The following is a 26,093-nucleotide window of genomic DNA, read 5'->3' as shown; positions in this document are numbered from 1 at the left end:
TTTCTTGACTACATATAGTATTAGTATTAGCATGTCTGCACTATATATTGTGGTCGGGCGTACAGTTGAGGGCTCATCTGGAGGGAAGCCATGCATACCAAAATCAGGAAGCGCGATGGCCGTCTGGTCAAGTTTGATGCTTCGAAGATCACGAATGCCATAGCAAAGGCGGGAGAAGCAACCGGTGAGTTCAGTGAAAAGGACGCCCAGCGCTTGACCATAAGGGTCCTGACTCTCGCTGAAAAACTCTTTGACGACAAGATCATGACCGTCGAAGAAATTCAGGACATCGTGGAAGACGCTCTTCTCAACTCATCATACCGAAAAACCGCCAAGGCCTATATCATCTATCGAGACCAGCATGCCCGGCTCCGTGAAATAGCGAACAAGATGGAGGTGGACCTGGTTGACCAGTACCTTCAGAAGATGGACTGGAAGATCAATGAGAACAGCAACATGGATTATTCCCTGCAGGGCCTCAATAATTATGTCTCGTCCGAAGTCAGCAAGGTGTACTGGTTGAATAAAATATATCCTGACGAGATACGACAGGCCCAGCACAACGGTGATTTTCATATCCATGACCTGAGCCTTCTGTCCGTTTACTGCGTGGGATGGGACCTCTACGACCTGCTTCTTGAAGGGTTCAAGGGGGCATCCGGAAAGGTTGAAAGCAAGCCTGCGAAACATCTTCGCAGCGCACTGGGACAGGTGGTCAACTTTTTTTACACCCTGCAGGGTGAGGCGGCGGGGGCACAGGCATTCTCGAATTTCGACACCCTCCTCGCACCGTTCATACGATACGATGACCTTACCTATAACGAGGTCAAACAGGCCCTTCAGGAGTTCATATTCAACATCAACGTCCCGACCCGCGTCGGCTTTCAGACACCCTTCACGAACGTGACCCTCGACATCGAGGTTCCTCCCTACTACACCGACAAGAACGTCATTATCGGCGGTGTTCCACTCACGGAAACCTACGGGGATTTCCAGGAAGAGATGAACATACTGAACAAGGCCTTCCTGGAGGTGATGGCTGAGGGTGACGCGAAGGGACGCGTTTTTACATTTCCCATACCGACCTACAACATCACCCGACACTTCGAATGGGATAACCCCCACCTCGACAACCTGTGGGAAATGACCGCAAAATACGGTGTCCCCTACTTCTCGAATTTCATCAATTCGGACATGAGCCCGGAAGACGCTCGCAGCATGTGCTGCCGGCTCAGAATAGACAACCGCGAACTGGTAAAGCGGGGGGGCGGTCTGTTCGGTTCCAATCCCCTGACCGGTTCCATCGGCGTCATCACCATGAACATGCCACGGATCGGTTACCTGTCCGGGACAAAGGAAGAGTTCCGGGAACGTCTCACGAAACTTATGGTCATGGCCAAGGAAAGCCTGGAAACGAAGCGCAAGGTACTCGAAAAGTTCACCGATGGAAACCTCTATCCCTATACGAAGTATTATCTCCGTCACATGAAGGAGCGTTTCGGAGAATACTGGAAAAACCATTTTTCCACGATCGGCCTCGTGGGAATGAATGAGGCCTGCCTCAATTTCCTCGGAAAATCGATCGCCGACCCGGAAGGACTCGAATTCACCAGAGAGACTCTTGATTTCATGCGTGACAAGCTCCTCGAGTTTCAGGAAGAAACGGGAAACAACTACAACCTTGAAGCGACCCCGGCAGAGGGAACGTCACACAGCCTTGCCCGCAAGGACAAGGAACGGTATCCCGATATCATCCTGTCGACCGCCAACGGTGACGGCGGTGCATCATCGGTATTCTATACCAATTCAACGCAATTGCCGGTGAATTACACGGATGACATATTTGAGGCCCTCGACCTGCAGGATGACATTCAGACCCGCTATACCGGGGGAACGGTGTTTCACATCTACGCCGGTGAGCGGATAGACGATGCATCGGCCATCAAGGTACTGGTCCGGCGGATATGCGAACAGTATCACCTGCCGTATTTTACCTTTTCTCCCACCTTCAGCGTCTGCCAGAATCACGGGTATCTGAAGGGTGAACAGGAGACGTGCCCCACCTGCGGTGAATCCTGCGAAGTATTCACCCGCGTCGTCGGTTACCTCCGGCCCGTGAAACAATGGAACAAGGGTAAGCAGGCGGAATTCGCTTCTCGTACCGTTTTCAAAGTATGACAATGGAAATCGCCGCGCTGCAAAAATTCTCCCTCATCGATTTCCCCGGGAAGATCTGTGCCGTTCTATTTACGCGCCGCTGTAATTTCCGGTGTCCCTATTGCCATAATCCCGAGCTCGTGCTTCCCGAGCTCTTCGGTGATCTAGTTCCCGTTCCCGACGTACTCTCCTTCCTCGACAGACGGCGGAACAAACTGGACGCCCTTTCAGTGACGGGAGGAGAACCGACACTGCAGGGCGACATTGTCGATTTCATAAAGGAGATCAAGTCGATGGGCTACATCATAAAGATCGACACGAACGGTTCCCGTCCCGCTGTAATCGCGGAACTGATCGATAAGGGCCTCATCGACTTTCTGTCAATGGACGTGAAGGCCCCCCTGGCCAAATATGAATCGGTCGCGCGGGTAAAAGTAACCAAGGCGGACATTCGGAAAAGCATAGAGACCGTCATGGCCTCAGGAATTGATTATGAATTCCGCACGACCGTAGTACGCTCACTCCTCACCCGCCGGGACCTGCTCAGCATCGGAAGGCTTGTTTCGGGAGCCCGCCGCCTGGTGCTCCAGAAATTCATACCTTCAAAAACCGTTGATCCCTCTTTCATGCATGAAGAATCCCTTTCCAGCGACGAGCTTCAGGTAATAGGAAAAAAACTTGAACACTGGGTGGAGCAGGTCCACATCAGGTGAGAACGAAGGTGTAGCGCTTCCGGGGGACATCGCTCCGGCCGCACCGCATGCCGGTGCCGGCGCATGACTATTACCCATCTTACTGTTGATTCAACACCATGCACGTGATATGTACGAGTCTACATTCCCGGGAGTATGTGATCAACCCATGACGGATGACACCGTAATATTACAGAATGCCCGTGACGTCCTGAAAATAGAGGCGGAAAGCATTCTCAACCTCATAGAAAAACTTGATGACCACTTTTCAAAGGCCGTGGACCTCATTTTCCGTTCAAAGGGCCGGGTGATCGTGACGGGTATTGGAAAATCAGGCCTGATCGGGAAAAAGATCGTGGCCACCCTGACGAGCACCGGTACACCTGCCCTCTTCCTCCACCCTGTGGAAGGCATGCATGGAGACCTGGGAATCGTTCACCGCGACGATGTCCTCCTGGCGATCTCAAACAGCGGTGAAACGATGGAAATAAATATCCTTATTTCACGGATCAGGGATATCGGGATTCCGGTTATTGCCTTTACCGGCAAGAGATCGTCGTCATTGGCCACCATGAGTGACGTGGCCATCGACGTGGGAGTGGCCAGGGAAGCCTGCCCCTTCGGTCTGGCCCCGACATCAAGCTCCACGGCCACGCTTGCCATGGGGGATGCCCTCGCGGTCGCGCTCGTCAAGAAAAAGAATTTCAGTGAACGGGACTTTTACAGATTTCATCCCGGCGGGTATCTCGGGCAGCGCCTGATGGCGTCGGTAAAGGACTGCATGATCAGCGACGATCGAATGCCTCTGGTTCTCTCGGGAACACCGTCCCTGGCGGCGATAGAAAAAATCGACGAAAAGAACCTCGGTTTTGTCCTCGTGGTCGATGAGGGAAAGAGGCTCCTGGGAATATTGACGGATGGGGACGTGCGGCGTTTCGTCAAGAAGGGCACCGACTTTTCAAAAGCAATTGTTGACCAGCTCATGACGAGAGCTCCAAAAACCATTGATCAGAACACGTCACTGGCGGAAACCATCGAAGTACTGCAGCGTGATGAGATCACCACCCTTGCCGTCCTGGATGCTGACGGCCGCCTGGCGGGATATATACATCTTCATGATATTCTCGGAAGGGGTGGCACAATAAAAATTTCTATCTGATCGCAATAACCAACGCCGGAAACCGATACAAGTGGTCTTCGTTGCCTTTCAGGACGGGACACCATGAAGCAGAATGAATTCATTATCAGATGCCTGAGATGCGGTCAGAAGAACCGGATCGTTCCCGAGCACCTGAGCAACACCCCCCGGTGCGGCCGCTGCGGTGCTGCTCTTGATGAACTGATCATCCGGTGCATGGAATGCGGGACCAGGAACCTGGTACCGGAAGAACGGGTCAGTGACCGCCCCATCTGCGGGAAATGCGGTGCGCCCCTGTACCTGGGATCGGTCGTGGAAGTGTCGGATCGATCATTTTCCGATGAGGTCCTGGCATTTCCGGGACCGGTGCTTGTCTGTTTCTGGTCGGACACGTGCGAATCCTGCCGGGTCTCTCTCCCCGCCCTCGAATACATGACCCACACCTATGCCGGGTCCATTAAGGTGGTCCGGCTGAAGGTCGATGACGCCCCTGAAACCGTGTCACGGTTCGGCATCACCGAAACGCCTTCGTTCCTGCTTTTCAAGAACGGGGTTGAACGAAAGAAACTCACCGGACCCATGAAGCCGGCCGATCTGAAAGAACATCTTCAACCGCTTCTCACGGACGAGAAAACCGGGCCTTAAAGCAACGGGCCGCGAGACCTTCAGCGAGACCGGCAATATACTCCCGGTTCTCAAGCAGTCCGGTCCATGACGACGGCAATTTCTCGAAACCGTGAAAGGCCCCTGAGATCGCGCAGGCCATTGCTCCCAAGGTATCCCGGTCACCACCGTTTGTCACGGCGCACAGAAGGCATTCCTCAAACGATCCATGATGCTTCAGAAAGCAATAGACGGCAAAGGGCATCGATTCATGGACCGCGACGGTTTTCCCGATCACTCCGGCGGCTTCAGCGTGATCGGCACCGTCATGAAAAAGACTGCCTGTGAGGATCATTTTTTCGCGAAAGGTGGAGGTGCGGGCCGACCCGGTTGACAGTAACGGGTAATATATGATTTATACCAAGCCATGGAGGAACAATTCAATCCAAAAGGCTGGACGCGGAATCCGCATCTCCAGAGCATCCTTGCAAGCATGAAGATCAGGACCATCGGTCCCAACCCGATGATGGCGGTTTCAAAAGCGGTCGTGATCGACGGCGGGGATGGGGTCCGCCTGCAGGGATACCATTCAGAGCATCCCGACCGCAACGATCGTCCGCTCATCCTGCTTCTTCACGGCTGGGAAGGTCATTCAGGGTCCGCCTACATGCTCCATACGGGGAGATACTTCTATAAGAAAGGCTATGACATATTTCGGCTCAACTTTCGTGATCACGGGGATACGCATTCCCTGAACCCGGGGCTTTTTCACGGCGCACTGATCGATGAAGTAATGACGGCGGTGCACCGCATCAGCACTTTTTCCCGGGGAAATCCCTTTTATATCATCGGATTCTCACTGGGAGGAAATTACGCGCTCCGCATCGCACTGCGACAGGGAGATACTCCCATAGAAGGCCTGGAACAGATCGTTGCCGTGAGTCCCCCCATTGATCCCTTCAATTCGACACTGGCCGTTGATAAGGGCCTGTTCATCTATCGTTCCTACTTTCTGATGAAATGGAAGAGGTCGCTGAGAAAAAAACAGGTCGCCTTTCCCGACCGGTATGATTTTCGAAAAGAACTCCGCATGAGTTCAATTCTGGAGATCACCGAATCGATAATCAGGTGCTATTCCGACTTCGGGGGACACCGTGATTATTTCGACCGCTACACGCTCACCAAAGCCCCTTTCGCATCCGTGACGGTCCCCGTTACCGTTATCATCGCCGAGGACGACCCCGTAATTCCCGTTGAGGATTTCCGCCGTCTTGGAAACAGTTCCCGCCTGAAGGTGTCAATCCAGCCTCACGGCGGCCATTGCGGTTTCATTGATCCCTTCCCCTGCGGCTGCTGGTACGAACGGAGGATCGAGGCGCTGTACCGCAGAGGCCGTCCATGAACAGGGAATATTTGTTTTTATACGCGCAACCGTGATATGCAGCGTATACTCGTTTTTTCGTCAGGGAACAGCACATGAACGCGAACAACCTCTCAGATCGGGACGAGACCCATGAACTGATCCTGAAGCGACTGGGAACAGCACCGGTGGATTTCTCCGAGCAATTTTCCCGGGTCCGGACCATGAGAACAAGCGACAGGAGATGGCTTGCGGCCGGCGTACTGCTTCCTCTCTTTTTCAGGGAGAACGAAACCGCCGGGGAGGGAGAGTTTGTTTTTCAACTGATAAAACGTTCCCGGAACGTGCCGCAGAGCGGGGACCTGAGCGCGCCCGGCGGCATGCTGAACCCCCTGGCGGATAAGATCTTCATGAACCTCATCATCAGCGGCATTTTCCCCATGCTGCGGGGCGGGTCACGAAAATACCTGCGGCAACGGAGTGAGGAAAAAAGGGATGTCGTTCTGTTCCTTGCGAACGCCCTTCGTGAGTCATGGGAAGAGGTCCGGCTGAATCCTTTCAATGTCCGGTTTTTGGGAGCCCTGCCCTCTTACACTCTCAGCCTTTTCCCGCGTGTCATATTTCCCGTGGTCGGTCTCGTCAGAACCCCCTGGCGGTTCCGCCCCAACTGGGAAGTGGAAAAAGTCGTAGAAATTCCTCTTGCCGCCTTCTTCAGGGATGAAAACTACGCTTTCTTCTCTCTGAGTCATCACGGAGATGGAAATGGAACATCACCGGTCTCATGGCAATTCCCCTGTCTCATCCACCGGGAACCGGGCGGAAATGATGAGATCCTCTGGGGCGCCACGTTCAATATCATTCTTTCCTTTCTCAAGGCAGTCTTCGATCATGAGCTTCCTGAAATCGACAGGGACAATCAGGTACACCGTACCATCGACGCCTCCTATATGACGGGAAGCGCTCATGGGCATGGCAACCGTCGGCACCGGGAATGATGCTTGACAAGATGTTCCGGAGCCGTTAAGGGTTTCTTTTGCTTTTTCAGGTTCCATCATCTATCGCATCAGGCGATCACCGATCAGGAGCAGATCATGATTTCACATCGAGCATCACAGATACCGCCCTTCATCGTCATGGACGTGCTTGAAAAGGCCCAGGCAATGGAGCGCCGGGGCGAGCATGTCATTCATCTGGAGGTCGGGGAACCCGATTTCGACACACCGGAGTGCATCAAGGAAGCCTGCTGGCGGGCGATCAGGGATGGGCACACGCATTATACGCACAGTCTCGGCCTGCTCGAGCTTCGCGAGGCGATCTGCGAGCATTACCATAACACGTACGGCGTTACGATCACCCCGGACCGTGTGGTGATCACATCGGGAACATCGCCGGCAATGTTCCTTCTCTTCTCGGCCCTCCTTGAAAAGGGCGACGAGGTGATCATTTCCGATCCCCGTTATGCCTGCTATCCCAATTTCATACGCTTTTTCGAGGGACTGCCGGTATCGGTCAAGGTGTTCGAGGAAGAAGGGTTTCAATACAGCGCCGGGGAGATCAGGAAAAAGATATCCGTCAGGACGAAGGCGATCATGATCAATTCACCCTCAAACCCCACTGGCAATATCCTGACCTCCGAGCGGATGAAAGAGATCGCATCTCTGGACATCCCCGTCATTTCTGATGAGATCTACCACGGTCTGGTTTACGAGGACCGGGAGCATACCATTCTCGAATTTTCCGACAGGGCTTTCGTTTTCAACGGATTTTCAAAAGCATACGCCATGACGGGCTGGCGTCTCGGATACCTGATAGCGCCTCCGGAATTCGTGCGCCCCATACAGAAAATTCAACAGAATCTTTTTATATCGGCCAACTCCTTCGTCCAGCATGCCGGGGTCGCCGCCCTTCGGGAGGCAGGTCCGGACGTGGAGCGGATGAGGAACATATTCAATGAGCGGCGGCATTACATAACGGACCGGCTCGGCCGGCTGGGTCTGGGAATCGCCGTCAAACCCACCGGAGCATTTTATATTCTGGCGAATATCAAGCACTTTTCCAATGATTCCTACAGCACCGCTTTCGATATTCTTAAAAACGCGAAGGTGGGCGTCACGCCCGGCATCGATTTCGGAGAGAACTGTGAGGGATACCTGCGCCTGTCATACGCGAACTCTCTGGAAAACATAACCGAGGGGCTCGACCGGATAGAAACCTATCTGCGGGAACGGGGCCTGGTATGATAGAGAAGCATCTCGATACCATTCTCTTCGACTTCGACGGCACGCTTGCCGTGTTGAACGTCGACTTCAACGCGATGCGCTCGCACATCAGGAGTCTCATGACGGCTTATGGTATTTCGCCCGACGGCCTGGAAAACCATTTCGTCATTGAAATGATCGAAGCGGCGAAGCAAGGGCTCATGACGACCGACCGGCGGCGCGGCGAGTCCTTCGAAACCGAGGCATACCGGATCGTCCGCCGGATGGAAATGGAGGGGGCACAACAGGGAACACTCTTTGAGGGCACCTGTGAAATGCTCGATCTTCTCAAAAAAAGAGGGATCAAAACGGCCGTGGTAACCAGGAACTGCCTCGAGGCCGTACTGCATCTTTTCCCCGAAATTCGTTCATATACGGGCGTTGTTGTCACGAGAGAATCAGCGGGGAAGGTAAAACCTCATCCGGACCACCTGAAACAGGCGCTCGACCTGCTCGACGCAAAAGCCAGAGACGCTGCCATGGTTGGTGACCACCCCATGGATATCGTGGCGGGAAAAGAGGCGGGGACATATACGATCGGGGTGCTCACGGGATTTGCCGGATACGAATTACTGCGTGAAGCGGGGGCCGATATCATCCTTGAAAGCGCTTCGATACTCATGGATCACCTGCATGTATAAACAATGGAGGGCACGACCGTTTCTCTTTCCGTCACCCCCCGTTGACAGGATTCAACCGATGGGATAAGGAAACGCCATGTATGAGGTAACGATAAAAAAATCCTTCTCAGCAGCCCACACCCTCACGATAGGGGGAGTCCGCGAAGAGCTGCACGGTCATAATTTCACCGTAGAGGTCAGCGTGGAATCAGACCATATCAATGAAGAAGGCATCGTCGTTGACTTCAGGATCTTGAAACAGTGGCTCCGGGAAATCATCGACCGCCTGGATCACCGGTATTTGAACGACCTTCCGGAATTCAGCGGTACCGTCCCCACCGCCGAGGGAATAGCCCGGTTGATTTTCAATGGAATGGTGACAAAGGCGACGGGAAACACCTGTCGCATCTCGAGCGTCACCGTATGGGAGTCAGAGTCGGCACGGGCCACATACAGGGAAAACAGTCATGGTTGACATACAGAGCCTTCGGGATACCCGCAACATAGATATTAACAAAGTGGGCGTCAAGGGTATCAAATACCCGCTCATCGTGCTGGACAAAAAGGAGAAGGTCCAGCATGTCAATGCCACGGTCAACATGTACGTGAATCTTCCGCGCCAGTTCAAGGGTACCCATATGAGCAGGTTCATCGAGATACTCAACGAGTTCCGGGGACAGGTAAATATCCGGACCCTCCGCGGGATCCTCGAGAAGATGAAGGAAAAACTGAAAGCCGAGTCGGCTCATATCGAAATAGAGTTCCCCTATTTCATCGAGAAACGGGCACCCGTATCCGGCGCCCTGAGCCTTATGGAATATACCTGCAGTTTCCTCGGAGAAAGCAGCGGCTCCCGCCATGATTTTCTTGTGGGAGTCACCGTTCCCGTAACGACGGTGTGCCCCTGTTCAAAGGAGATCAGTACTGAGGGGGCCCACAATCAGCGAAGCATCGTCCGTCTGAAGCTCAGATTCAAACGGTTCTTCTGGATAGAAGACGTGATACAACTGGTCGAGAGTTCGGCAAGCAGTGAGGTCTACTCGCTTCTCAAAAGGGTCGATGAAAAGTTCGTCACCGAAAAGGCCTTTGACAACCCGATGTTCGTCGAAGACGTGGTTCGCTCAGTGGCTGACAGGCTGAACGGGAACGATAATTTCACCTGGTACAGCGTCGAAGCGGAAAATCTCGAAAGCATCCACAACCACAGTGCCTATGCGTACCTGGAAAAGGATCGCTCCTCACCCTGAGGCGTTTCTTCCCCGCTCTTCCCTGCGCAATCTGTTCCCGGTCTTGTTAAAAGGGATATTCGGTGTGGATCACGCCCATTGAACGCTCGAGTTTCTTCAGAGCGACATTGTAATCACTGAGGGCATTGAAGTAATCGGATTTCGTCTTCGTCAGAAGTGTCTGCGCGTCTATGACATCCGTCGACGTGGCAACCTGCTCGCGGTATCGCTCCTCGTTTATCCTGAAATTCTCCTCTGCCTGCTCTATGGCCTTCTCGGAAACAAGGATGCGCTTTTCCGCCTCCCTGAGAAGCAGGTATGAACTCTTAATTTCCAGGGCGACCTGGTCGCGAACAAAGGACAGGGAATTGCGGGCCTGCCGCTCCCTGCTGCTGCTTGCATCAACGCTGTGTTTCGTTCTTCCCCATTCCCACAGGTCCCACTCAGCCACGGCGATAAGATACCAGGACTCCCGATCCTGATACCCGTTCCCGTCCACGCCGGGTGTATCTCCGAAGCGTGAATAGGTGCCACCGACACTGAGGGACGGGTAATAATCACCCTTTGCAAAGGATACCGCCCGTTGTGCCTGCTCAAGCCGGACCTCCCGCGCTTTGATCTCCGGCCGGCTATCAAGTCCCAGGGCAAGGCAGGCACCAAACTCTTTGTCGAAAGACCGGTAATGCAGGATGTCCTCAACCTCTACCGGCAGATCGATGTCCCTTCTCAGCAATGTGTTGAACCGTGCCTTGGCCAGCTGTACGCCATTTTCCGCCAGGACGAGATTCTGCTGCCCTCCGGCCACCTCCACCTCGGCATAGAGCAGATCGTTGCGGGGGATCATGCCGACCTCATAAAAACTCCGGGCCGTTTCAAGATGGGCCTCGAGCCGGTCAAGCGACTGCCGGGCGACATCCAGCATGCGTTCCGCCTTGAGAATGGAAAAGTAGGTTTCCGTTACGGTTTCAACGAGGTCCTGAACGGTCGTCATGGCGTCAAGACGCGACGCGTCCACACCGAGCCGGCTGATACGGTAGGTCTCCAGGAGTTTTCCGCCCGTAAAGAGAGGTTGCATCAACGTAAGGTCCCAGGTGTAGTTGTCGCGGGTTCCCGCCGGTGCCGGTTTCATGACCGGTGGTGTCTTTGTCAGGTCCACCGTTACGGTTTCCGGTGCCTCGTTGAGGCGCGTATAGCTGTATGAAGTACTCAGTGTTGGCAGAAAGGAAGTGAAGGCTTCCTTCCGTCCCGACTCAAGCGCATTGATTTCCTCTACAACGGAATCGACCAGCATGCTTTGTTTCAAGGCAAGATCGATGCTTTCCTTCAGGGTAAGCTTCAGCACATCGTCCTGTGCGAGTGCGGCGGAACGTATGAATGGAACCACCACAAACATCAGGGTTCCAAAAAGAACCCAACAAAATATTTTTATGATCGATCCTCTGTTCATCAGGGAATACCGCCCGCTCAATTATTCTGTTCAATCCGGCCCAGCAATTCGTAAATCTTCTGTCCCCCTAATTCCTCACCGATCATGCCCGTTTCCACTTCCCTGGTGTCAAGGCGGGAACGTGCGGCGTGCAGCGTCCGTTCGCTGATCAGAATGCCGTTGGGTATTTCCCTGGCGAGATACTGGATCCTGAAGACCGTGTTCACCTGATCGCCGATAACGGTGTAATCCATCTTCTTTTCAAATCCGATGTTCCCCACGATAACCTCACCCGTATTAATGCTGATACCCATGCCCAGACCGACGCCGAAATTGTTCCGGCAATAGCTGTTCACCTCGGGAATGATCTCCTTCATTTCCAGGGCCGCCTGAATGGCGTTGTCGACATCGTGACCGCTTGAAACAGGGGCACCGAAGATGGCAAGAAACCCGTCTCCCAGATATTTGTCCACGATACCCTGGTGCTTGAACACGATCTCCCCCATGATGGAAAAGAAGTAGTTGAGGACCGCCACGGTCTTCCGGGGACCGATATTCCTGGCCATTTCGGAAAATCCACGGATATCAATATTCAGGAGCGTGAGCATACGGTATTCTTCTATTACTTTCCGCCCCTCTGCCTCCTTACCGTGAATGATTTCGTTAACTATTTTCTCGGGAACGAACTTCTGAAACACCTGCCTGATGTTACGTTCCTGCTCGGCCATTTCAAGTGTTTCACTATACAGTCGAGCATTTTCCAGTGCTATTGTCACTGAGGATGTCACCGACTGCAGGAGATGTAGATCGTCGACAGTGAACGCACCGCTCTCTTTATTGAGAACCTCTATTACACCGATCACTTTCCCCTGGGAAATGATCGGAACGCACAATGCTGATCTCGTCTGGAAGCCGATAGCTTTGTCAACCCCTCCATAATAATGGGGAGAGTCGCCTATATCATTGACGATCATTGGTTCTCCCCTGGCAGCGACGTATCCCGCTATACCCTGACCGAGCTTCAACATATGCTGGCGAAGAACACCAATATTCATGTTAAAAGAAACAGTGAATTCCAGCATATTGTTTTTCAGGAGCAGGAGAGAGCCAGCCTCGACATCCATGACGACCTTGATCATGTCCATGGTGTATTTCAGGACCATACTGATATCAAAGGTCGAACAGGTCAGAAAGCTTCCGATCTGCCGAAGTGTTTCCACCTCCTGGTTCTTTTTTTCCACTGCCGTGGTGATTCTGTTTTTTTCAATGGCCATGGCAATTGCCGCCGTCATGCTCTCGATGAACATCTTCTCTTCGTAACAATCATGGGGATCCTCAACACAGAGAACCAGCATGCCGATCGTCCCCTCATGGGTCCGAAGGGGCGCCATGAGACAGGCTTTGTGTTCCATTATCAGATCGTATTTGATCTGTTCCGACAGGTCCTTCGTGTCATCGATTATCACTATCTGCTCCTGCCGCAACACCTTGTCGAAAATCGGTCCTGTTCCATACAGGGTGTTGCTGTCCGGCATGACCCGCGAATGATAGGATAAATAATCGAAGAGGAACAGGTTGTCTTGTTTCCGTTCATCCCTGACGAAGACAAGGGCCACTATATAGGGCACGATGGCATATATCTCATTCAACAGGGCGTGCAACAACTCACGGCGGGAGTACCCCGAATTGATCACCTTCAGCGACTTGTCCAGAGCGGCGAGGCGGGATGCTTCTTCTTCCCGTTCCCTCAGAAGCCTCAGGTTTTCATAGGTAAAGGCGGCGTTGCTGAGAAGGGGCGAAAGGGCCTCGATGTCCGCCTGCGTCATCGGCCGGTTGTTGTCCTTGCGCGATATGGTCAGCACACCGATGATATCCTTGATGGTTTTGATGGGCAGGCAGGCAAAGGATTTTGTGCCGTAATGGGAGCGGTTTTCCCTGCCGAAACGGGTATCCTTTTCAATATTCTCGACCACAAGGGCCGACTTGTTGATGACGGCGTATTTGGCGATACTGGTTGAGAAATTGACCTTGTCGCCGATCTTGATGATATCACCGAGCCCGATTGAGGCACGCACAACAAAAGCTGTCCTTTCCGGTCTCTCCAGGATCAGGATGGAGCCCACATCAGCGTTCGCCAGTTTAAGCGCCCGCTCCAGCGTGACATAAAGAAGCTCTTCCTGGTCAAATGTGACATAGCAGAGATCCGACAGTTCTTTCAGGACGGAAACCTCGGATATTTTCCGTTCCAGTTCACTGAAGGTTGACTTGAATTGATTACCGATTGCCATAAACGAACTGGCGATATCACGCAACTCGTCTTCGCCGGCTTCCTCGACGTCATCCAGAAATTTTGTATCAACGGCATCCTTCATATCATTCGATATGTGGGAAATATCATCGAAAATCTTCCGCAGGAGAATAAAGCCCACAAAGGAAAAAAACAGAAATATCGCGAAGAACATAGGTATGAAATGGTCATCCAGAATCCGGTACTTGATGCCAAGATAAAAGAAGCCCGCGACGGGAAGAAGAAAGAAGAGCCCGAAAATGATGTTGAGACGGTACTTGAGGCTTTTATTCAAAACGGAAAAACTGCGAATCCATCTTCCATTTTTCATGGTTACCCTTCTCCATTGCCGCCCCCCTCACCGGTTCGTGCACACCGGTGGTGCGGGTTTTTCGATGTGTCGGAATTTTTATTCACATTCTATTCAAAATGAATGAATTTTTCTTTTGAAACACCACAAACAGGGCACACATCGGGCACAGCATCTTCGGCGACATAGCCGCAGACGGAACACACGAAATACTCCTGCATCCGGTCCTGCATCATATCATCAAGGGCACTCTTATACAGTTTGGCATGCACTTCTTCGACATCGCGGCTCTGGCTGAAATGCAGGGCCGAGGAGGAATCTCCCCTGTCGTTCGCAAGTTTGACCATCTCGCTGTAAGCGACTTCTGCGACATTCTGTTCCGATTCAAAGCTGAGCCGCAGATTCTCCTCGGTGTTTCCCACATCCTTGAGAAGTCGCAGGGCACGCTTTCCATGAATTTCTTCGGAAAAAGAAATTACCCTGAACAGTTTTGCGACCTGAGCATAGCCCTCTTTGTCGGCCTTTTCGGCGTACAGTTTCAGTCGCAGAGCCGCTTTTGCTTCTCCGGTATAGGCCGTATGGAGAGCCTCTCGTATCCTTTCATCCATGCTGTTTTCTCCAATACTGATCTCCTACTCGGGCTCGAACTCATCCTTGGACGCACCGCATACGGGGCAGGTCCAGTCATCGGGAAGCTTTTCAAAGGGGGTCCCCGGCGGAATGTTCGCCTCGGGATCACCCTCCGCCGGATCGTACACATAACCGCAAACGCTGCATACGTATTTCTGCATCTTCAAACTCCTCTCGCATCAGGATATGGAAACAACCTCGACCTCCTGGATGACGGCATCATGAGCCGCTCCGAACTTTTCCCTTCAAACGTTTTCCTATCTCGGCCCCCAGATCGAAACATCTGGAAAGCATTTCCTCGTCAGGCCGGTGTTTCGCGTTCAGCGATTCACCGACAATTTCCACCTTCATATCACGAAGTATTGTTTCGATCTGCTTTACCGATTCCCCGCTCCACCCGGAAGAACCAAACGAGGCACCTATCAGGTTCAATGGTCTCAATCCCTTCAGATAATTCAGAACATCGGCGACTGCGGGAAACATATTGTTGTTCAATGTCGGCGACCCTACGATGAGGGCTCCCGCGTCAAGAACCTCATAGGCCGCGTCACTTCGATGATTAGCATCTGTCGACAGGTGCCGCACCGATATGTGTTCAGATGCCAACCCTTCCGTAATAGCCCGTGCCATCAGTTCCGTGCTGTGCCACATTGTAGCATACAGGACAAGCGCTTTTCCCGTCGGTTTCTGTACAGCCCATCGTTCATAAAAGTCAAAGATTTTCTGTATGTCCTTTCTCCAGACAGGTCCATGGTCGGGAGCAACGATATTGAATTGATATCCCAACTTGCCGACCCTTTCAAGCAATTTCAAAACAAGAGATGAATAGGGAAGCAGAATGTTTGCGTAATACGTGGCGGCTTCGTACTCGAGCACCGCCGGGTCAATCTCGTCGTCGAACCGCTCCGAGGTCGCCAGGTGCATGCCGAAGGCATCCTGTGAAAAGAGGACTCCGTCGGATTCAAGGTATGAGAACATGCTGTCCGGCCAATGCAGCATGCGGGTTTCCACGATGCGGAGCGCCATATTGCCCAAGTCTATTGTATCCCCATCCTTCAGAGCCAGAATATTGTGTCTTTCACCGAAAAGTTCTTTCAGTGTCTTTTCCCCCATAACCGATGCATATACCCGTTCCGGTCCCGTGGCATCGATCACATCATGAAGACATCCCGAATGGTCCATCTCGGAATGATTGGAAACAATGTACTGCACATCACGGGGGTCAATGACGGAAGCGATCCGCGCCAGCAGTTCCTCCTTGAAGGGGGCCTTTACCGTATCTATAAGGGTCACCTTGTCCGCGATGACAAGGTAGGCATTGTAAGTACTGCCACGCCGGGTCGTATATCCATGGAAATCACGGATGTTCCAGTCTATGGCACCGACCCAGTATACATTCTCGCTGATTCGAACGGCACGGTAAGTACTGTTCATGATCCATCCTCCCTCCCCCGTATCCTACTTTTTTATTGTGCACTGTGCCGTAGATTGTCAATTGTGTCAAGTTGATAGAAAAAAGTTGATAGAAAAAATAAAAAAAATGAATGGACATTTCCACACCGCCTCTCAGGAACAGGTATTTCTTGAAATAACAAAACCGGCTCAGTATAGTTGATGCCCGATACGCCGGCATTCAAAATCCGACGGTTTGAAAGAGGAATTCGTGAACACACGACGATCACTGGCTGTCATTATTTCCGTTCTGACCCTTTGTACCTGGGGCGTCATGATGTTCTTTCTCGCGGCGCGTGAGGGATTGATAGAACGGACCGGCAAGGAACGGATGTTTCGGGAGATACTGCCCGGCGATATACGGCTTGATAATTGGAAAGGCATATACGTCAACGGGAAGTTCATCGGTTATTCCTCCACGCGGATATCTCCCGCATCGAGGGGTCATCTTATTGAATCGAGCTACCTTCTGAAGTTCAGATTGTTCGACCGTTTTCAGGAGCTTGCCGTCACGACCGTTCAGGAACTTGATGACACGCACCGCTTTGAGTCCTTTGAAACGAAGGTCACCGGGCTGACCGACATATCGCTGAAAGGACACCGCTCGTCGGGGCAGATGGTCATGGATATTTCTTTCGCGGGGAATACCTATCGAAAATCCTTCCCTCTGTCGGATGACCTCATCCTCGATCAGAGCATCCTGCAGACCTACCGGGGAACGGATCTGAATGTGGGCGACCGGTATTCGATGCGCATATTCAATCCGCTGACACTGAGCATGGAAGAGGCGGTCACGGAGGTTACGGACAAAGAAGATGATCTGTTCATAATGGAAACCCATTTCGGCGACCTGATCAGCAGGTCCTGGGTCGACAGGAACGGCCTCGTCCTTCGAGAACAACTGTCAAACGGCTGGGAAATGAAACTTGAAGACCGGGAAGCGATAGAGAAAAAACTGGCGCGAATCGAGACGGATACAGTCGATCTCATCTCCGACCTGGCCGTTCGAGCCGTCTTTCCGGAGAGAGACCCGCGGAGAGCCCGAACCATGCGTATTCGTGTCTCCGGCATAAACCTCGACAACTTCACCCTTGAGAACGAGCGACAGCATATCGCGGACAAAAAGGCAGGCATTATCGAGATCAGGACGGTAACACCCGAACCTGACGGCATCCCTTCATTGCCCATAACCATTGAGGACATGAAGCCCTTTCTTCTTCCCTCGCCGTGGATCGCATCAGATGACCCGTCCATTGCGGCACTCGCCGAAGAGATTGTCGGAAATGAAAGGAACAGCTGGCAAGCGGCACAAAAAATCGCCTCCTGGGTCTACCGGGAGATCGAAAAAGCGGTGACACCTGAATTCCCATCGGCCCCGATGGTTCTGAAGAACAGGCGCGGCGATTGCAATGAGCACACGGTTCTTTTCACGGCACTGGCCCGGGCGGCGGGAGTGCCTGCCCAGATGTGCGCGGGCCTTGTGTATACCGAGGGCGGCTTCTATTACCATGCCTGGCCGAAAGTATATGTGGGAACATGGATCCACATGGATCCGACGCTGGGACAGCATGTGGCCGACGCCACCCACATTGAGCTTATATCCGGTGACTTTCCGGATCAGAGCGCAATAGTCCTTGCTATCGGGCGCATTTCAATCGATATACTCGACGCATCCCGTGAATACTCGCTCCTCGATGGCAACTGGCGGGAGGGACCGGTTCAGTGCCTATTACGAAAGGAAAGGAACCTCAATTGATCGAACTGAAAGATGTTACCAAGATGTTCGGCAGGACCTGCGCTGTCGACGCCCTCGATCTTTTTATCCCCGAGGGTGAGTTCTTTTCCCTTCTGGGCCCGAACGGAGCGGGGAAGACAACGACGCTGAAACTGGTCACGGGCCTTCTCAAGCCCACAAAGGGCAAGGTTTTCGTCGGCTCTTACGACATGGCGGAAAAGAATATTGAGGCCAAGCGCCTCATCAGTTACATTCCCGATATTCCATACGTGTACGAAAAGTTGACGGCCCGGGAATTTCTCCGTTTCATCGGTGACCTGTACCACCTTGATCGCCGTGCCTGCCGGGAGAAAACAGAAAACCTCCTGGATCTCTTTTTCATGAGAGATTATGGAGACCAGCTCATGGAAAGCTACTCACACGGCATGAAACAGAAGATCGTTATCTGCTCGGCGCTCATCCCCGACCCCCGGGTCATCATCATAGACGAACCCATGGTAGGTCTGGACCCGAAGACGATTCGACTCGTCAAGGATATCCTGCGGGGCCGGGCGGACGAGGGCGCGACGGTGCTCATGTCCACTCATACCCTCAGCCTAGCTGAGGAGATTTCGGACCGCATCGGGATCATTCATAAGGGGAAACTCATTGGCCTTGGCAGCATAGAAGAAATAAAGAAAACCTCGATGCGGACGGAGCGGTTTGAAGACATCTTTCTCAGAATGACCGCCGAGGAATGAATCATGGAAGAATGGCGCGGCATTGGAAACCTTCAAATAACGCTTTTGAAAAACACCCTGGCGCAGGTTCGCCACGAACCGCTGCTGAAGGTCGTGTTCATTTCAGTTTCCGTTGCGCTCTTCTGGTTCGGTTCGCTGGCACTCTTTTACCGGGGACTGTCCTTCTTTCATGACTTTCCCATCGTCGGACCCGCACTTCTTGACGAAGCGATATACATTTTTTCCGCTATTCTGTTCATCATGCTCGCCCTGAGCAGTATCATCATCTGTTTCGTCACTTACTACCGGTCCGAAGAAGTGGCCTTTCTCTTCTCAAAACCGGTTGATGAAAGGGTCATATTCTCCTACCGCTTTCTTCAATCAGTCTTTTTCAGCTCCTGGGCGTTTCTCTTCCTGGGTCTTCCCTTCATCCTGGCCTATGGTTTCATCAAGACCGTACCGCCGTGGTTCTACCTTTTCATTGTCCCCTATTTCGTCGTATTCATCTTGCTGCCGGCGGCGTTCTCATCCATCATTGTTCTTTTGGCAATTGAAATCATTGACCATCGAAAGGCACAGTATGCCTTCTTTGGCGCTCTGGCCGGTGTTTCACTCGTGCTTTTCTGGTACTATCGTGTACATATCGGTTTCTTTTCGGCCTCGACGCAGGACGTCGGGTATTTTCTCGACAACCTCCTGCATCACCTGAGATTGCTCAAACACCCTTTCTTTCCCGGGTACTGGATGGCGAAATCCCTGATCGGCGCCGCCGGCGGCCGGGGAGAGATCTGTCTTTTCTACTTCTCGTCCTTCGCGGCAACTACCCTCCTGTTCCTTGAGATCAACTTTTTCCTCGCGGGGCGATTCTTCAGGTCCAGCTGGCTCATGGCTCAGGGCGGCATGCGGAACCGCCGGTACCCTCTCGATAGAGGTCTCCTCAATCGATGCGCGAGATGCTTTTCGATATTTCCCCGGACAACGGCGGCCCTTGCCGAGAAGGACCTCAAGGTATTCTTTCGCGATTTTGGTCAATGGTCACAGTTTCTCATCTATTTCGGCATACTCGGCATTTATATATTCAATCTCAGGAACCTTCCCGTGGCAACGGAAAGCATCTATTGGAAAATGATCATCACCTTTCTCAACCTGTCGGCGACGGCCCTCACCCTCGCGGGATTCACCGTCAGGTTCCTTTTCCCCCTGATAAGCCTCGAAGGTACCAAAATATGGATACTGGGCCTGGCACCGCTGACATTCAGAGGACTCATCGTTCAGAAATTTTTCTTCAATTTCATCGGTGTGCTCTGCATCAGCGAACTGCTCATGATCTCCACGAACCTCATTCTGAAAACCGACCCCGTGCTGCTCTACATATCCTGCGGGCTTGCGGCGCTCGTCAGCATCGGCCTGGTCGGTCTCGCCCTGGGACTGGGGTCCCTGTACCCCGATTTCAAGGAAGACAACCCCGCCAAGATCGTTTCTGGCTTTGGGGGAACCCTGAATTTTGTCATCGCTCTTTTGTATATTTCTGTTATCATTGTCATTTTTGCGGCACCCTTTTTCAGTTACCGGATCTACAACATTCTGGCGGCTGACAGGTTTCACTGTTTCATGGTCCTGTCATGGTGTGCCGCCCTGGGTATCACCGCGCTGGTCGGCATCCTTCCTCTTGTCATGGCATACCGGCGCCTTGACGAAAGAGAGTTCACCTGAGCATTCCGGAATACGGTCCCGTGACAGGCGAATCTGTTTCGTCCGTCAGCCCGTTGAGGCGAAAAAGTTTTTATTGATAATCACATTTCGATGTTCTATATTCTTTATCTATGTATGATTCACAATAATCTTGGTCGGCGGTGAAACTGTCATGGCTATTTTTAATGCCAAATCGAAGCGAAAAGGCGACATGGATATCACCCAGATAACGGAACTCCAGGAAAAGCTCAATTTCAGCAAAAGCCTTCAGAACATCACGAACAGAATCAATGCCGCGAAAAATCTGAAGCAGATTCTTGTCGATCTGCGCGATGACATACTCGGACTTTTTGATGCCAATCCCCTTACGATCTATGTGGCTGATGAGGAAAAAAATGAGATTTACTCGATGTTCCTCGCCGGTTCTGAGTTGAACGAAATCAGGCTTCCAATAAACAATAAAAGCATCGCCGGATATTCGGCAAACAACATGAGAGTGGTCAACATCGCCGACGCTTATGATGATGAAGAACTGAAGAACATCGACGGAGAACTGGGATTCAACGCCAGCTGGGACGAAAAATCCGGTATCCGTACCAAACAGGTTCTTGCCGTTCCCATTGCCTACGAAGACAGACTCATGGGAGTCATCCAGATCCTCAATAAAAAAAATGATGAGAAATTTACCGATGAAGATGTAAACGCCCTTGAAGAAATCGCACACGTGCTGAGTATTGCCTTTCACAATCACGAGCGGATCAAACAGAAAAAGAAATCCCGTTTTGACTACCTTATCCGCTTCGGTCTGATATCCGTCGAAGACCTTGAAAAATCTTGGGAAGATTCCCGGAACAACCGTGAAACCATTGAAGATCACCTGATGAAGCGGCACAAGATATCGAGGGAAAACATCGGAAAATCCCTGAAGGAATTTTATGGATGTGAGTTTGTTACTTTCAATGACAAGATACCCCCTCCCTTCGACCTGCTGAAAAACCTCAAGGAGGAATATCTTCGGAGGGAACTGTGGGTCCCCCTCGAGCGACTCGACGGCAGGACACGGATCCTGATCGACGATCCGAACAATGTTCTCAAGCGTGACATGATCGAAAGTCTTCTAAAAACACGGAGCGTGACATACGATGTAGCCCTCTACGATGACATCATCAGGTATATCAATCACTTCTATCAGACTGGAGAAGGAAGCACATCGATAACTGATATCATCGGGAAAATGGACGATGAGCAAGAACTGGAGGAAGATTCGAACGGTATCACGGAATCGGACAGCATCATCATGCAGCTTGTCAACCGGGTCATCAACGACGCATACAACCGGAACGCCTCGGATATCCATGTGGAACCGAACCTCACGAAAAAGAACGTTGAGGTGCGCTACCGCGTCGACGGAGACCTGATGCAATATCAGACGGTGCCTTTCAGCTACCGGCAGGCGATCGTGTCGCGGATCAAGATCATGTCCAACCTGGACATCACGGAACGGAGAATACCCCAGGACGGAAAGATCAAGTTCAGGCGGCCCCGTGGAGAGGAGATAGAGCTTCGCGTGGCCACCATTCCCACCCAGGGCGGCGTTGAGGATGTGGTCATGAGAATCCTCGCCAAGGGTGAGACCATGCCTCTCGAGGACATGGGACTTTCGAAGAGAAATTACGACGAATTGGTCGCTCTCCTGCAAAAACCCTACGGAATGGTTCTCGTCGTTGGGCCGACGGGATCAGGAAAAACGACCACTCTCCATGCGGGCCTGCATTACATAAACAGGCCGGAAACAAAGATATGGACGGCGGAAGATCCCGTTGAAATCACGCAGTACGGATTACGGCAAGTCCAGGTCTCACCAAAGATCGGGTTCGATTTCGCGGCGGCCATGCGGGCATTTTTGAGGGCCGACCCCGACGTTATCATGGTCGGGGAAATGAGGGACTACGAAACAGCCAAGACCGGTGTCGAGGCCTCCCTCACCGGCCACCTTGTTTTCAGCACGCTTCATACGAACAGCGCTCCCGAGACGGTCGTCCGTCTCCTCGACATGGGTATTGATCCCCTCAACTTCGCCGATTCCCTCCTGGGTATCCTGGCACAGCGGTTGGTCAGAACACTTTGCAAGGCCTGCAAGGAACAGTATCATCCTTCCCGTGAGGAATTTGATAAAATAGTGGAGAGTTACGGTGGAGAGATGTTCGCCGAACTGGGGATTTCTTACGATGACAATTTCATGCTTTACCAGGCCAAGGGGTGCGACAAGTGTGAGGGGACCGGGTATAAGGGCCGCATGGGAATTCATGAACTGCTCGTTTCAACGGAAGAGATAAAGCGACTGATCCAGAAGAGCGGGACTGCGGAAGAAATGCGTGAGAAATCCATTGAGCAGGGTATGCGTACCCTCCTCCAGGACGGCATCCAGAAAGCTATCAAAGGATATACGACGTTCAATCAGGTCAGACGGGTCTGCATGAAATAGGGTTCAGGTCAACGGAAGGGGTTCACCGCCTGAGACCCGTCAACAGACGGAGCTTGTAACGGAACATTACCGGGTCATTCGTCTTTTTTCAGCCGTGACTGCCATTCATTGAGCATCTGCAGTGCCTCCAGCGGCGTCAGGTTTCCGATGTCCAGTTTTCTGATATCCTGAAGTATCCGTTCTTCCCGGTCCATGAAAAGCGGCAGGACGATCTGGCCTGTTCGCTCCTTCTGTTTCCCGCCTCGAGCGATCCTCGGCATGCCCGATTCATCCAGTTCCCCCCGTTCCAGATTTTTCAGAATTTCTCCGGCCCGCGCGATGACGTCGCCGGGAACTCCCGCGAGTCGCGCCACCTGAATGCCGTAACTCCGGTTCGTTCCACCGCTGATGATTTTTCGCAGAAAGACGATATCCTCACCCCATTCCTTGACGGCGATACTGTAATTCTTGACCCCTTTCCTGGTCCGCGCGATATCGATGAGCTCATGGTAGTGGGTCGCAAAAAGGGTCCGGGCGCCGAGTTGCGGAGAATCATGAATATATTCCGTTACGGCCCAGGCGATGCTCAACCCGTCGAAGGTGCTCGTTCCCCTCCCCACTTCATCAAGGAGAACAAGGCTTCTGGGCGTGGCGTTTTTCAATATACCGGCGACCTCGGTCATTTCCACCATGAAGGTGCTCAACCCGCGGGCCAGGCTGTCCGCCGCACCGACGCGAGTAAATATCCGATCGACGATCCCTATGTCCGCAGACCTCGCGGGCACGAAGCTTCCCATCTGGGCCATCAGAACGATGAGAGCTATCTGCCTGATATAGGTCGACTTGCCTGCCATGTTGGGACCGGTAATGACCAGGAATCGGTTTTCATCGCCGTCGAGCAGGGCATCGTTTGGAACGAACCCACCATTGATGTTCAGTTTCTCAACCACCGGGTGCCGGCCGTCGGCTATCTCGATCCGGTCCCCTTCATGAACATGGGGGCGGTGGTAATTATTGCGCTCCGCCACGTGGGCCAGTGAGGCCAGGGCATCAAGGTCGGCAATAGCGGAAGCCGTTCTCTGGATCCGCCGTATCTCTCTTCCGATCGATTCCCGCACTTTGACGAACAGTTCGTACTCCAACTGTTTTCTCCGCTCTTCGGCATTAAGAACAGTGGCTTCATACTCCTTTAATTCTTCATTGATATAACGTTCCGCGTTCACCAGGGTCTGTTTCCTCACGTATTCGGGAGGGACCATGGCGGCATTGGCCCTGGTGATCTCGATATAATAGCCGAAAACAGAGTTGAACCCGACTTTCAGGGCATTGATGCCCGTTCTTTTCCGCTCCTTCTCCTCCAGCGCCGCGATCCATTGTTTGCCGCTCCTGCTGAGAGAAACCAGTTCATCAAGCTCGTCGCTGTATCCTTTCCTGATGAGGTATCCGTCGGTGATCGTGTGAGGGGGATCATCGGCGATGGAACGGCGGATCAGGTCGGCAACATCCTCCATCGGGTCGATCTCCTCTCGGATCGCCACAGACAGGGGAGATGTCATTTTCGATATCGCTTCCCTGACGGCAGGTAACAGCTCCAGGGATTTACCCAATGCCGAGAGGTCCCGGCCGTTTGCCACACCCATGGAAATCCGTCCGCCCAGCCGCTCGATATCGGAAACGCGGGAGAGCAGGTCCCGGAGATGTTCTCTCTGCAGATGGGCCTCCTTGATCTCCGCCACTGCCGAAAGCCGTTCCCCTATCCTGTCTACATTGACAAGGGGATAATTCAACCACCGGCGGAGTCTCCGGCCGCCCATGGCCGTTACCGTTCCATCGATGACTTGGAACAGCGATCCTTCCTTCTTCCCCTCCTGTATCGTTGTGAACAGCTCCAGGTTTCTCCGCGCCGTTTCATCGAGGGCAAGAAAATTGCTCAGCCGGTACCATCGGACGGTGACAATGTGACCGGCACCCCCCGGTTGTGTTTCCCTCACATAGCGCAACACGGCGTTCCCCGCTGCCAGGGCGGCGGGATGTTTATCGGGTTCTATCGTGGCAAGTTGTTCTTCTGAAAACCATTCATTGAACAGGGTCTGCGCTTCGACAGCGCTGAAATATTCCGGGGAAAGATGATTGACGAGGCACCGGCCCGACCTTCTCGAAACGAGCTCCATCAGGGAATCTTCCCGCAATTCCTCGCAGACAAGGACCTCTTTGAGTTCGAGCCCGACACACTCACTGCCCAGGATCTCGACATCCTCTTCTTCCGTGATCCGGAACTCACCCGTCGATATGTCGACAATGGCAAGACCGAACATGTTGCGAACGTGAGAAATGGCCGCACAATAATTATTTTCCTTTGCCTCCAGGTTCTCAGCGTCCACCACAAGTCCCGGGGTAATGACGCGTACCACTTCCCTTCGAACGATCCCCTTCGCCGTCCGGGGGTCTTCCACCTGTTCGCAGACGGCCACTTTGTATCCTTCTTCTATCAGTCTCGCGATGTAGGAAGAAGCGGCATGATAGGGTACCCCGCAGAGGGGGATGCTGTTCTCCTTGTTCTTGTTTCGCGAGGTAAGGGTGATATCGAGAATACGGGATGCCGTTACCGCGTCATCAAAGAACATCTCGTAAAAATCACCCATCCTGAAGAAGATGATGCAATCCTTGTACTGTTCCTTGATCTCGAGATACTGCCGCATCGCCGGCGTCAGATTCTTCATTTCCACCTGTCGTCGTTTTCCTTTTCGAGATCGATGTATCCCCCGTGGTCATGGCGGTGCACTTCCATACGGAACATACGGTCCTTTTGCAGGTAGCTTCCGAGTATCCAGTTCACCAGGCTGATGATGAGAGCCCCGAAAACGGCCGTCCAGAAGCCGACCACATCAAAGCCCGATACCACGCCGGCGACCAGTTTCAGAAGAAATGCATTTATCAGGAAGGTAAACAGGCCGAGGCTCAGGATGTTAATGGGGAGGGTAAGAAGAATGAGGATTGGCCGGAAAAACATGTTGAAGAAACCCAGCATCGCCGCCGCGACAACGGCGGAGAAGAAATCCCTGACATGGATCCCGTCAAGCAGATAGGAAGCGATGATAATCGCGGCGCTCAGGATAAGCCACCGTAAAATGACAAAAGACATGGTCAAACCTCTTTTCCTTCAGCCTTTTAACAAAGGCCGTTCCATGGTTTTCTATACACTATACCAATAAAATTCAAGGCTCAATTATTGATGGCCTCGCAAAAAGTCGATTCTGCTCTGGCTTGTCATTCCGTGCTTGACACGGAATCCAGTATTTTTAAGCAGTTATGGGCTCCCGCTTT

The 26,093-nt window shown here is 52.5% G+C and carries 22 protein-coding genes; 14 read left to right on the top strand and 8 right to left on the bottom strand.

Annotated features, from left to right (window positions below; genetic code table 11):
- Nucleotides 1-90: 90 nt before the first annotated feature.
- The 4 genes from JXO48_06080 to JXO48_06065 all read left to right on the top strand — a co-directional run bounded on the left by JXO48_06080 (nt 91) and on the right by JXO48_06065 (nt 4,632).
- Nucleotides 91-2,178: a ribonucleoside triphosphate reductase gene (locus JXO48_06080; protein MBN2283440.1), complete on the top strand. Its 2,088-nt coding sequence runs from the start codon at nt 91-93 to the stop codon at nt 2,176-2,178.
- 2 nt (nt 2,179-2,180) lie between these two features.
- On the top strand, nt 2,181-2,870 hold the full coding sequence (locus JXO48_06075; protein ID MBN2283439.1) for an anaerobic ribonucleoside-triphosphate reductase activating protein: 690 nt from the start codon (nt 2,181-2,183) through the stop codon (nt 2,868-2,870).
- Between the two features lie 148 nt (nt 2,871-3,018).
- Nucleotides 3,019-4,008 (top strand): KpsF/GutQ family sugar-phosphate isomerase, encoded by a 990-nt coding sequence (locus JXO48_06070; protein ID MBN2283438.1) that lies wholly within the window; start codon nt 3,019-3,021, stop codon nt 4,006-4,008.
- A gap of 63 nt (nt 4,009-4,071) precedes the next feature.
- A complete protein-coding gene (locus JXO48_06065; protein ID MBN2283437.1) occupies nt 4,072-4,632 on the top strand; it encodes a thiol reductase thioredoxin in 561 nt (186 codons plus the stop codon).
- Here the strand turns inward: JXO48_06065 and JXO48_06060 are convergent.
- Nucleotides 4,607-4,945 (bottom strand): ADP-ribosylglycohydrolase family protein, encoded by a 339-nt coding sequence (locus tag JXO48_06060; GenBank protein ID MBN2283436.1) that lies wholly within the window; start codon nt 4,943-4,945, stop codon nt 4,607-4,609. The genes JXO48_06065 and JXO48_06060 overlap by 26 nt on opposite strands.
- Before the next feature lie 72 nt (nt 4,946-5,017).
- Here JXO48_06060 and JXO48_06055 point away from each other — a divergent pair, with 72 nt between their 5' ends.
- From JXO48_06055 to JXO48_06030, 6 genes are all read left to right on the top strand, one after another.
- Nucleotides 5,018-5,992 (top strand): alpha/beta fold hydrolase, encoded by a 975-nt coding sequence (locus JXO48_06055; protein ID MBN2283435.1) that lies wholly within the window; start codon nt 5,018-5,020, stop codon nt 5,990-5,992.
- 74 nt (nt 5,993-6,066) lie between these two features.
- Nucleotides 6,067-6,945 (top strand): CoA pyrophosphatase, encoded by an 879-nt coding sequence (locus JXO48_06050; protein MBN2283434.1) that lies wholly within the window; start codon nt 6,067-6,069, stop codon nt 6,943-6,945.
- A gap of 96 nt (nt 6,946-7,041) precedes the next feature.
- Nucleotides 7,042-8,190, top strand: coding sequence for a pyridoxal phosphate-dependent aminotransferase (locus JXO48_06045; protein ID MBN2283433.1), 1,149 nt, complete (start codon nt 7,042-7,044; stop codon nt 8,188-8,190).
- On the top strand, nt 8,187-8,849 hold the full coding sequence (locus tag JXO48_06040; GenBank protein MBN2283432.1) for an HAD-IA family hydrolase: 663 nt from the start codon (nt 8,187-8,189) through the stop codon (nt 8,847-8,849). Before JXO48_06045 ends, JXO48_06040 begins: the two co-directional genes overlap by 4 nt.
- 76 nt (nt 8,850-8,925) lie before the next feature.
- Complete coding sequence (locus JXO48_06035) at nt 8,926-9,303, top strand: 6-carboxytetrahydropterin synthase (protein MBN2283431.1); 378 nt, start codon at nt 8,926-8,928, stop codon at nt 9,301-9,303.
- Nucleotides 9,296-10,075 (top strand): GTP cyclohydrolase I FolE2, encoded by a 780-nt coding sequence (locus JXO48_06030; protein ID MBN2283430.1) that lies wholly within the window; start codon nt 9,296-9,298, stop codon nt 10,073-10,075. Before JXO48_06035 ends, JXO48_06030 begins: the two co-directional genes overlap by 8 nt.
- 46 nt (nt 10,076-10,121) lie before the next feature.
- Here JXO48_06030 and JXO48_06025 read toward each other — a convergent pair whose 3' ends face one another.
- The 5 genes from JXO48_06025 to JXO48_06005 all read right to left on the bottom strand — a co-directional run bounded on the left by JXO48_06025 (nt 10,122) and on the right by JXO48_06005 (nt 16,141).
- Entirely contained in the window at nt 10,122-11,438 is a 1,317-nt protein-coding gene (locus JXO48_06025; protein ID MBN2283429.1) for a TolC family protein, read from the bottom strand.
- A gap of 80 nt (nt 11,439-11,518) precedes the next feature.
- Nucleotides 11,519-14,098, bottom strand: a complete 2,580-nt coding sequence (locus tag JXO48_06020) for a GAF domain-containing protein (GenBank protein MBN2283428.1) — start codon at nt 14,096-14,098, stop codon at nt 11,519-11,521.
- A gap of 89 nt (nt 14,099-14,187) precedes the next feature.
- Nucleotides 14,188-14,685: a rubrerythrin family protein gene (locus tag JXO48_06015; GenBank protein MBN2283427.1), complete on the bottom strand. Its 498-nt coding sequence runs from the start codon at nt 14,683-14,685 to the stop codon at nt 14,188-14,190.
- Between the two features lie 24 nt (nt 14,686-14,709).
- Nucleotides 14,710-14,868: a rubredoxin gene (locus JXO48_06010; GenBank protein MBN2283426.1), complete on the bottom strand. Its 159-nt coding sequence runs from the start codon at nt 14,866-14,868 to the stop codon at nt 14,710-14,712.
- A gap of 58 nt (nt 14,869-14,926) precedes the next feature.
- Nucleotides 14,927-16,141, bottom strand: a complete 1,215-nt coding sequence (locus JXO48_06005; GenBank protein ID MBN2283425.1) for an FprA family A-type flavoprotein — start codon at nt 16,139-16,141, stop codon at nt 14,927-14,929.
- 229 nt (nt 16,142-16,370) lie between these two features.
- On the opposite strand from JXO48_06005, the gene JXO48_06000 reads away from it, so the two are divergent.
- The 4 genes from JXO48_06000 (at nt 16,371) to JXO48_05985 (ending at nt 22,790) form a co-directional block, all read left to right on the top strand.
- Nucleotides 16,371-17,915, top strand: coding sequence for a lasso peptide biosynthesis protein (locus JXO48_06000; GenBank protein ID MBN2283424.1), 1,545 nt, complete (start codon nt 16,371-16,373; stop codon nt 17,913-17,915).
- Nucleotides 17,912-18,634: an ABC transporter ATP-binding protein gene (locus JXO48_05995; GenBank protein MBN2283423.1), complete on the top strand. Its 723-nt coding sequence runs from the start codon at nt 17,912-17,914 to the stop codon at nt 18,632-18,634. Before JXO48_06000 ends, JXO48_05995 begins: the two co-directional genes overlap by 4 nt.
- A gap of 3 nt (nt 18,635-18,637) precedes the next feature.
- Entirely contained in the window at nt 18,638-20,326 is a 1,689-nt protein-coding gene (locus JXO48_05990) for a hypothetical protein (GenBank protein MBN2283422.1), read from the top strand.
- A gap of 190 nt (nt 20,327-20,516) precedes the next feature.
- Complete coding sequence (locus JXO48_05985) at nt 20,517-22,790, top strand: GspE/PulE family protein (protein ID MBN2283421.1); 2,274 nt, start codon at nt 20,517-20,519, stop codon at nt 22,788-22,790.
- Nucleotides 22,791-22,864: 74 nt separating this feature from the next.
- Here the strand turns inward: JXO48_05985 and mutS are convergent, their stop codons facing one another.
- On the bottom strand, nt 22,865-25,489 hold the full coding sequence (gene mutS / locus JXO48_05980; GenBank protein ID MBN2283420.1) for a DNA mismatch repair protein MutS: 2,625 nt from the start codon (nt 25,487-25,489) through the stop codon (nt 22,865-22,867).
- A complete protein-coding gene (locus JXO48_05975) occupies nt 25,486-25,911 on the bottom strand; it encodes a phage holin family protein (GenBank protein MBN2283419.1) in 426 nt (141 codons plus the stop codon). The genes mutS and JXO48_05975 overlap by 4 nt, the downstream gene beginning before the upstream one ends.
- Between the last annotated feature and the right edge of the window lie 182 nt (nt 25,912-26,093).

It is taken from the genome of Deltaproteobacteria bacterium (assembly GCA_016933965.1).
Taxonomy (GTDB): Bacteria; Desulfobacterota; Syntrophia; order Syntrophales; family UBA2210; genus JAFGTS01.
The sequence above is the reverse complement of the archived record's forward strand: the minus strand, read 5'-3'. Positions and strand labels throughout refer to the sequence as shown.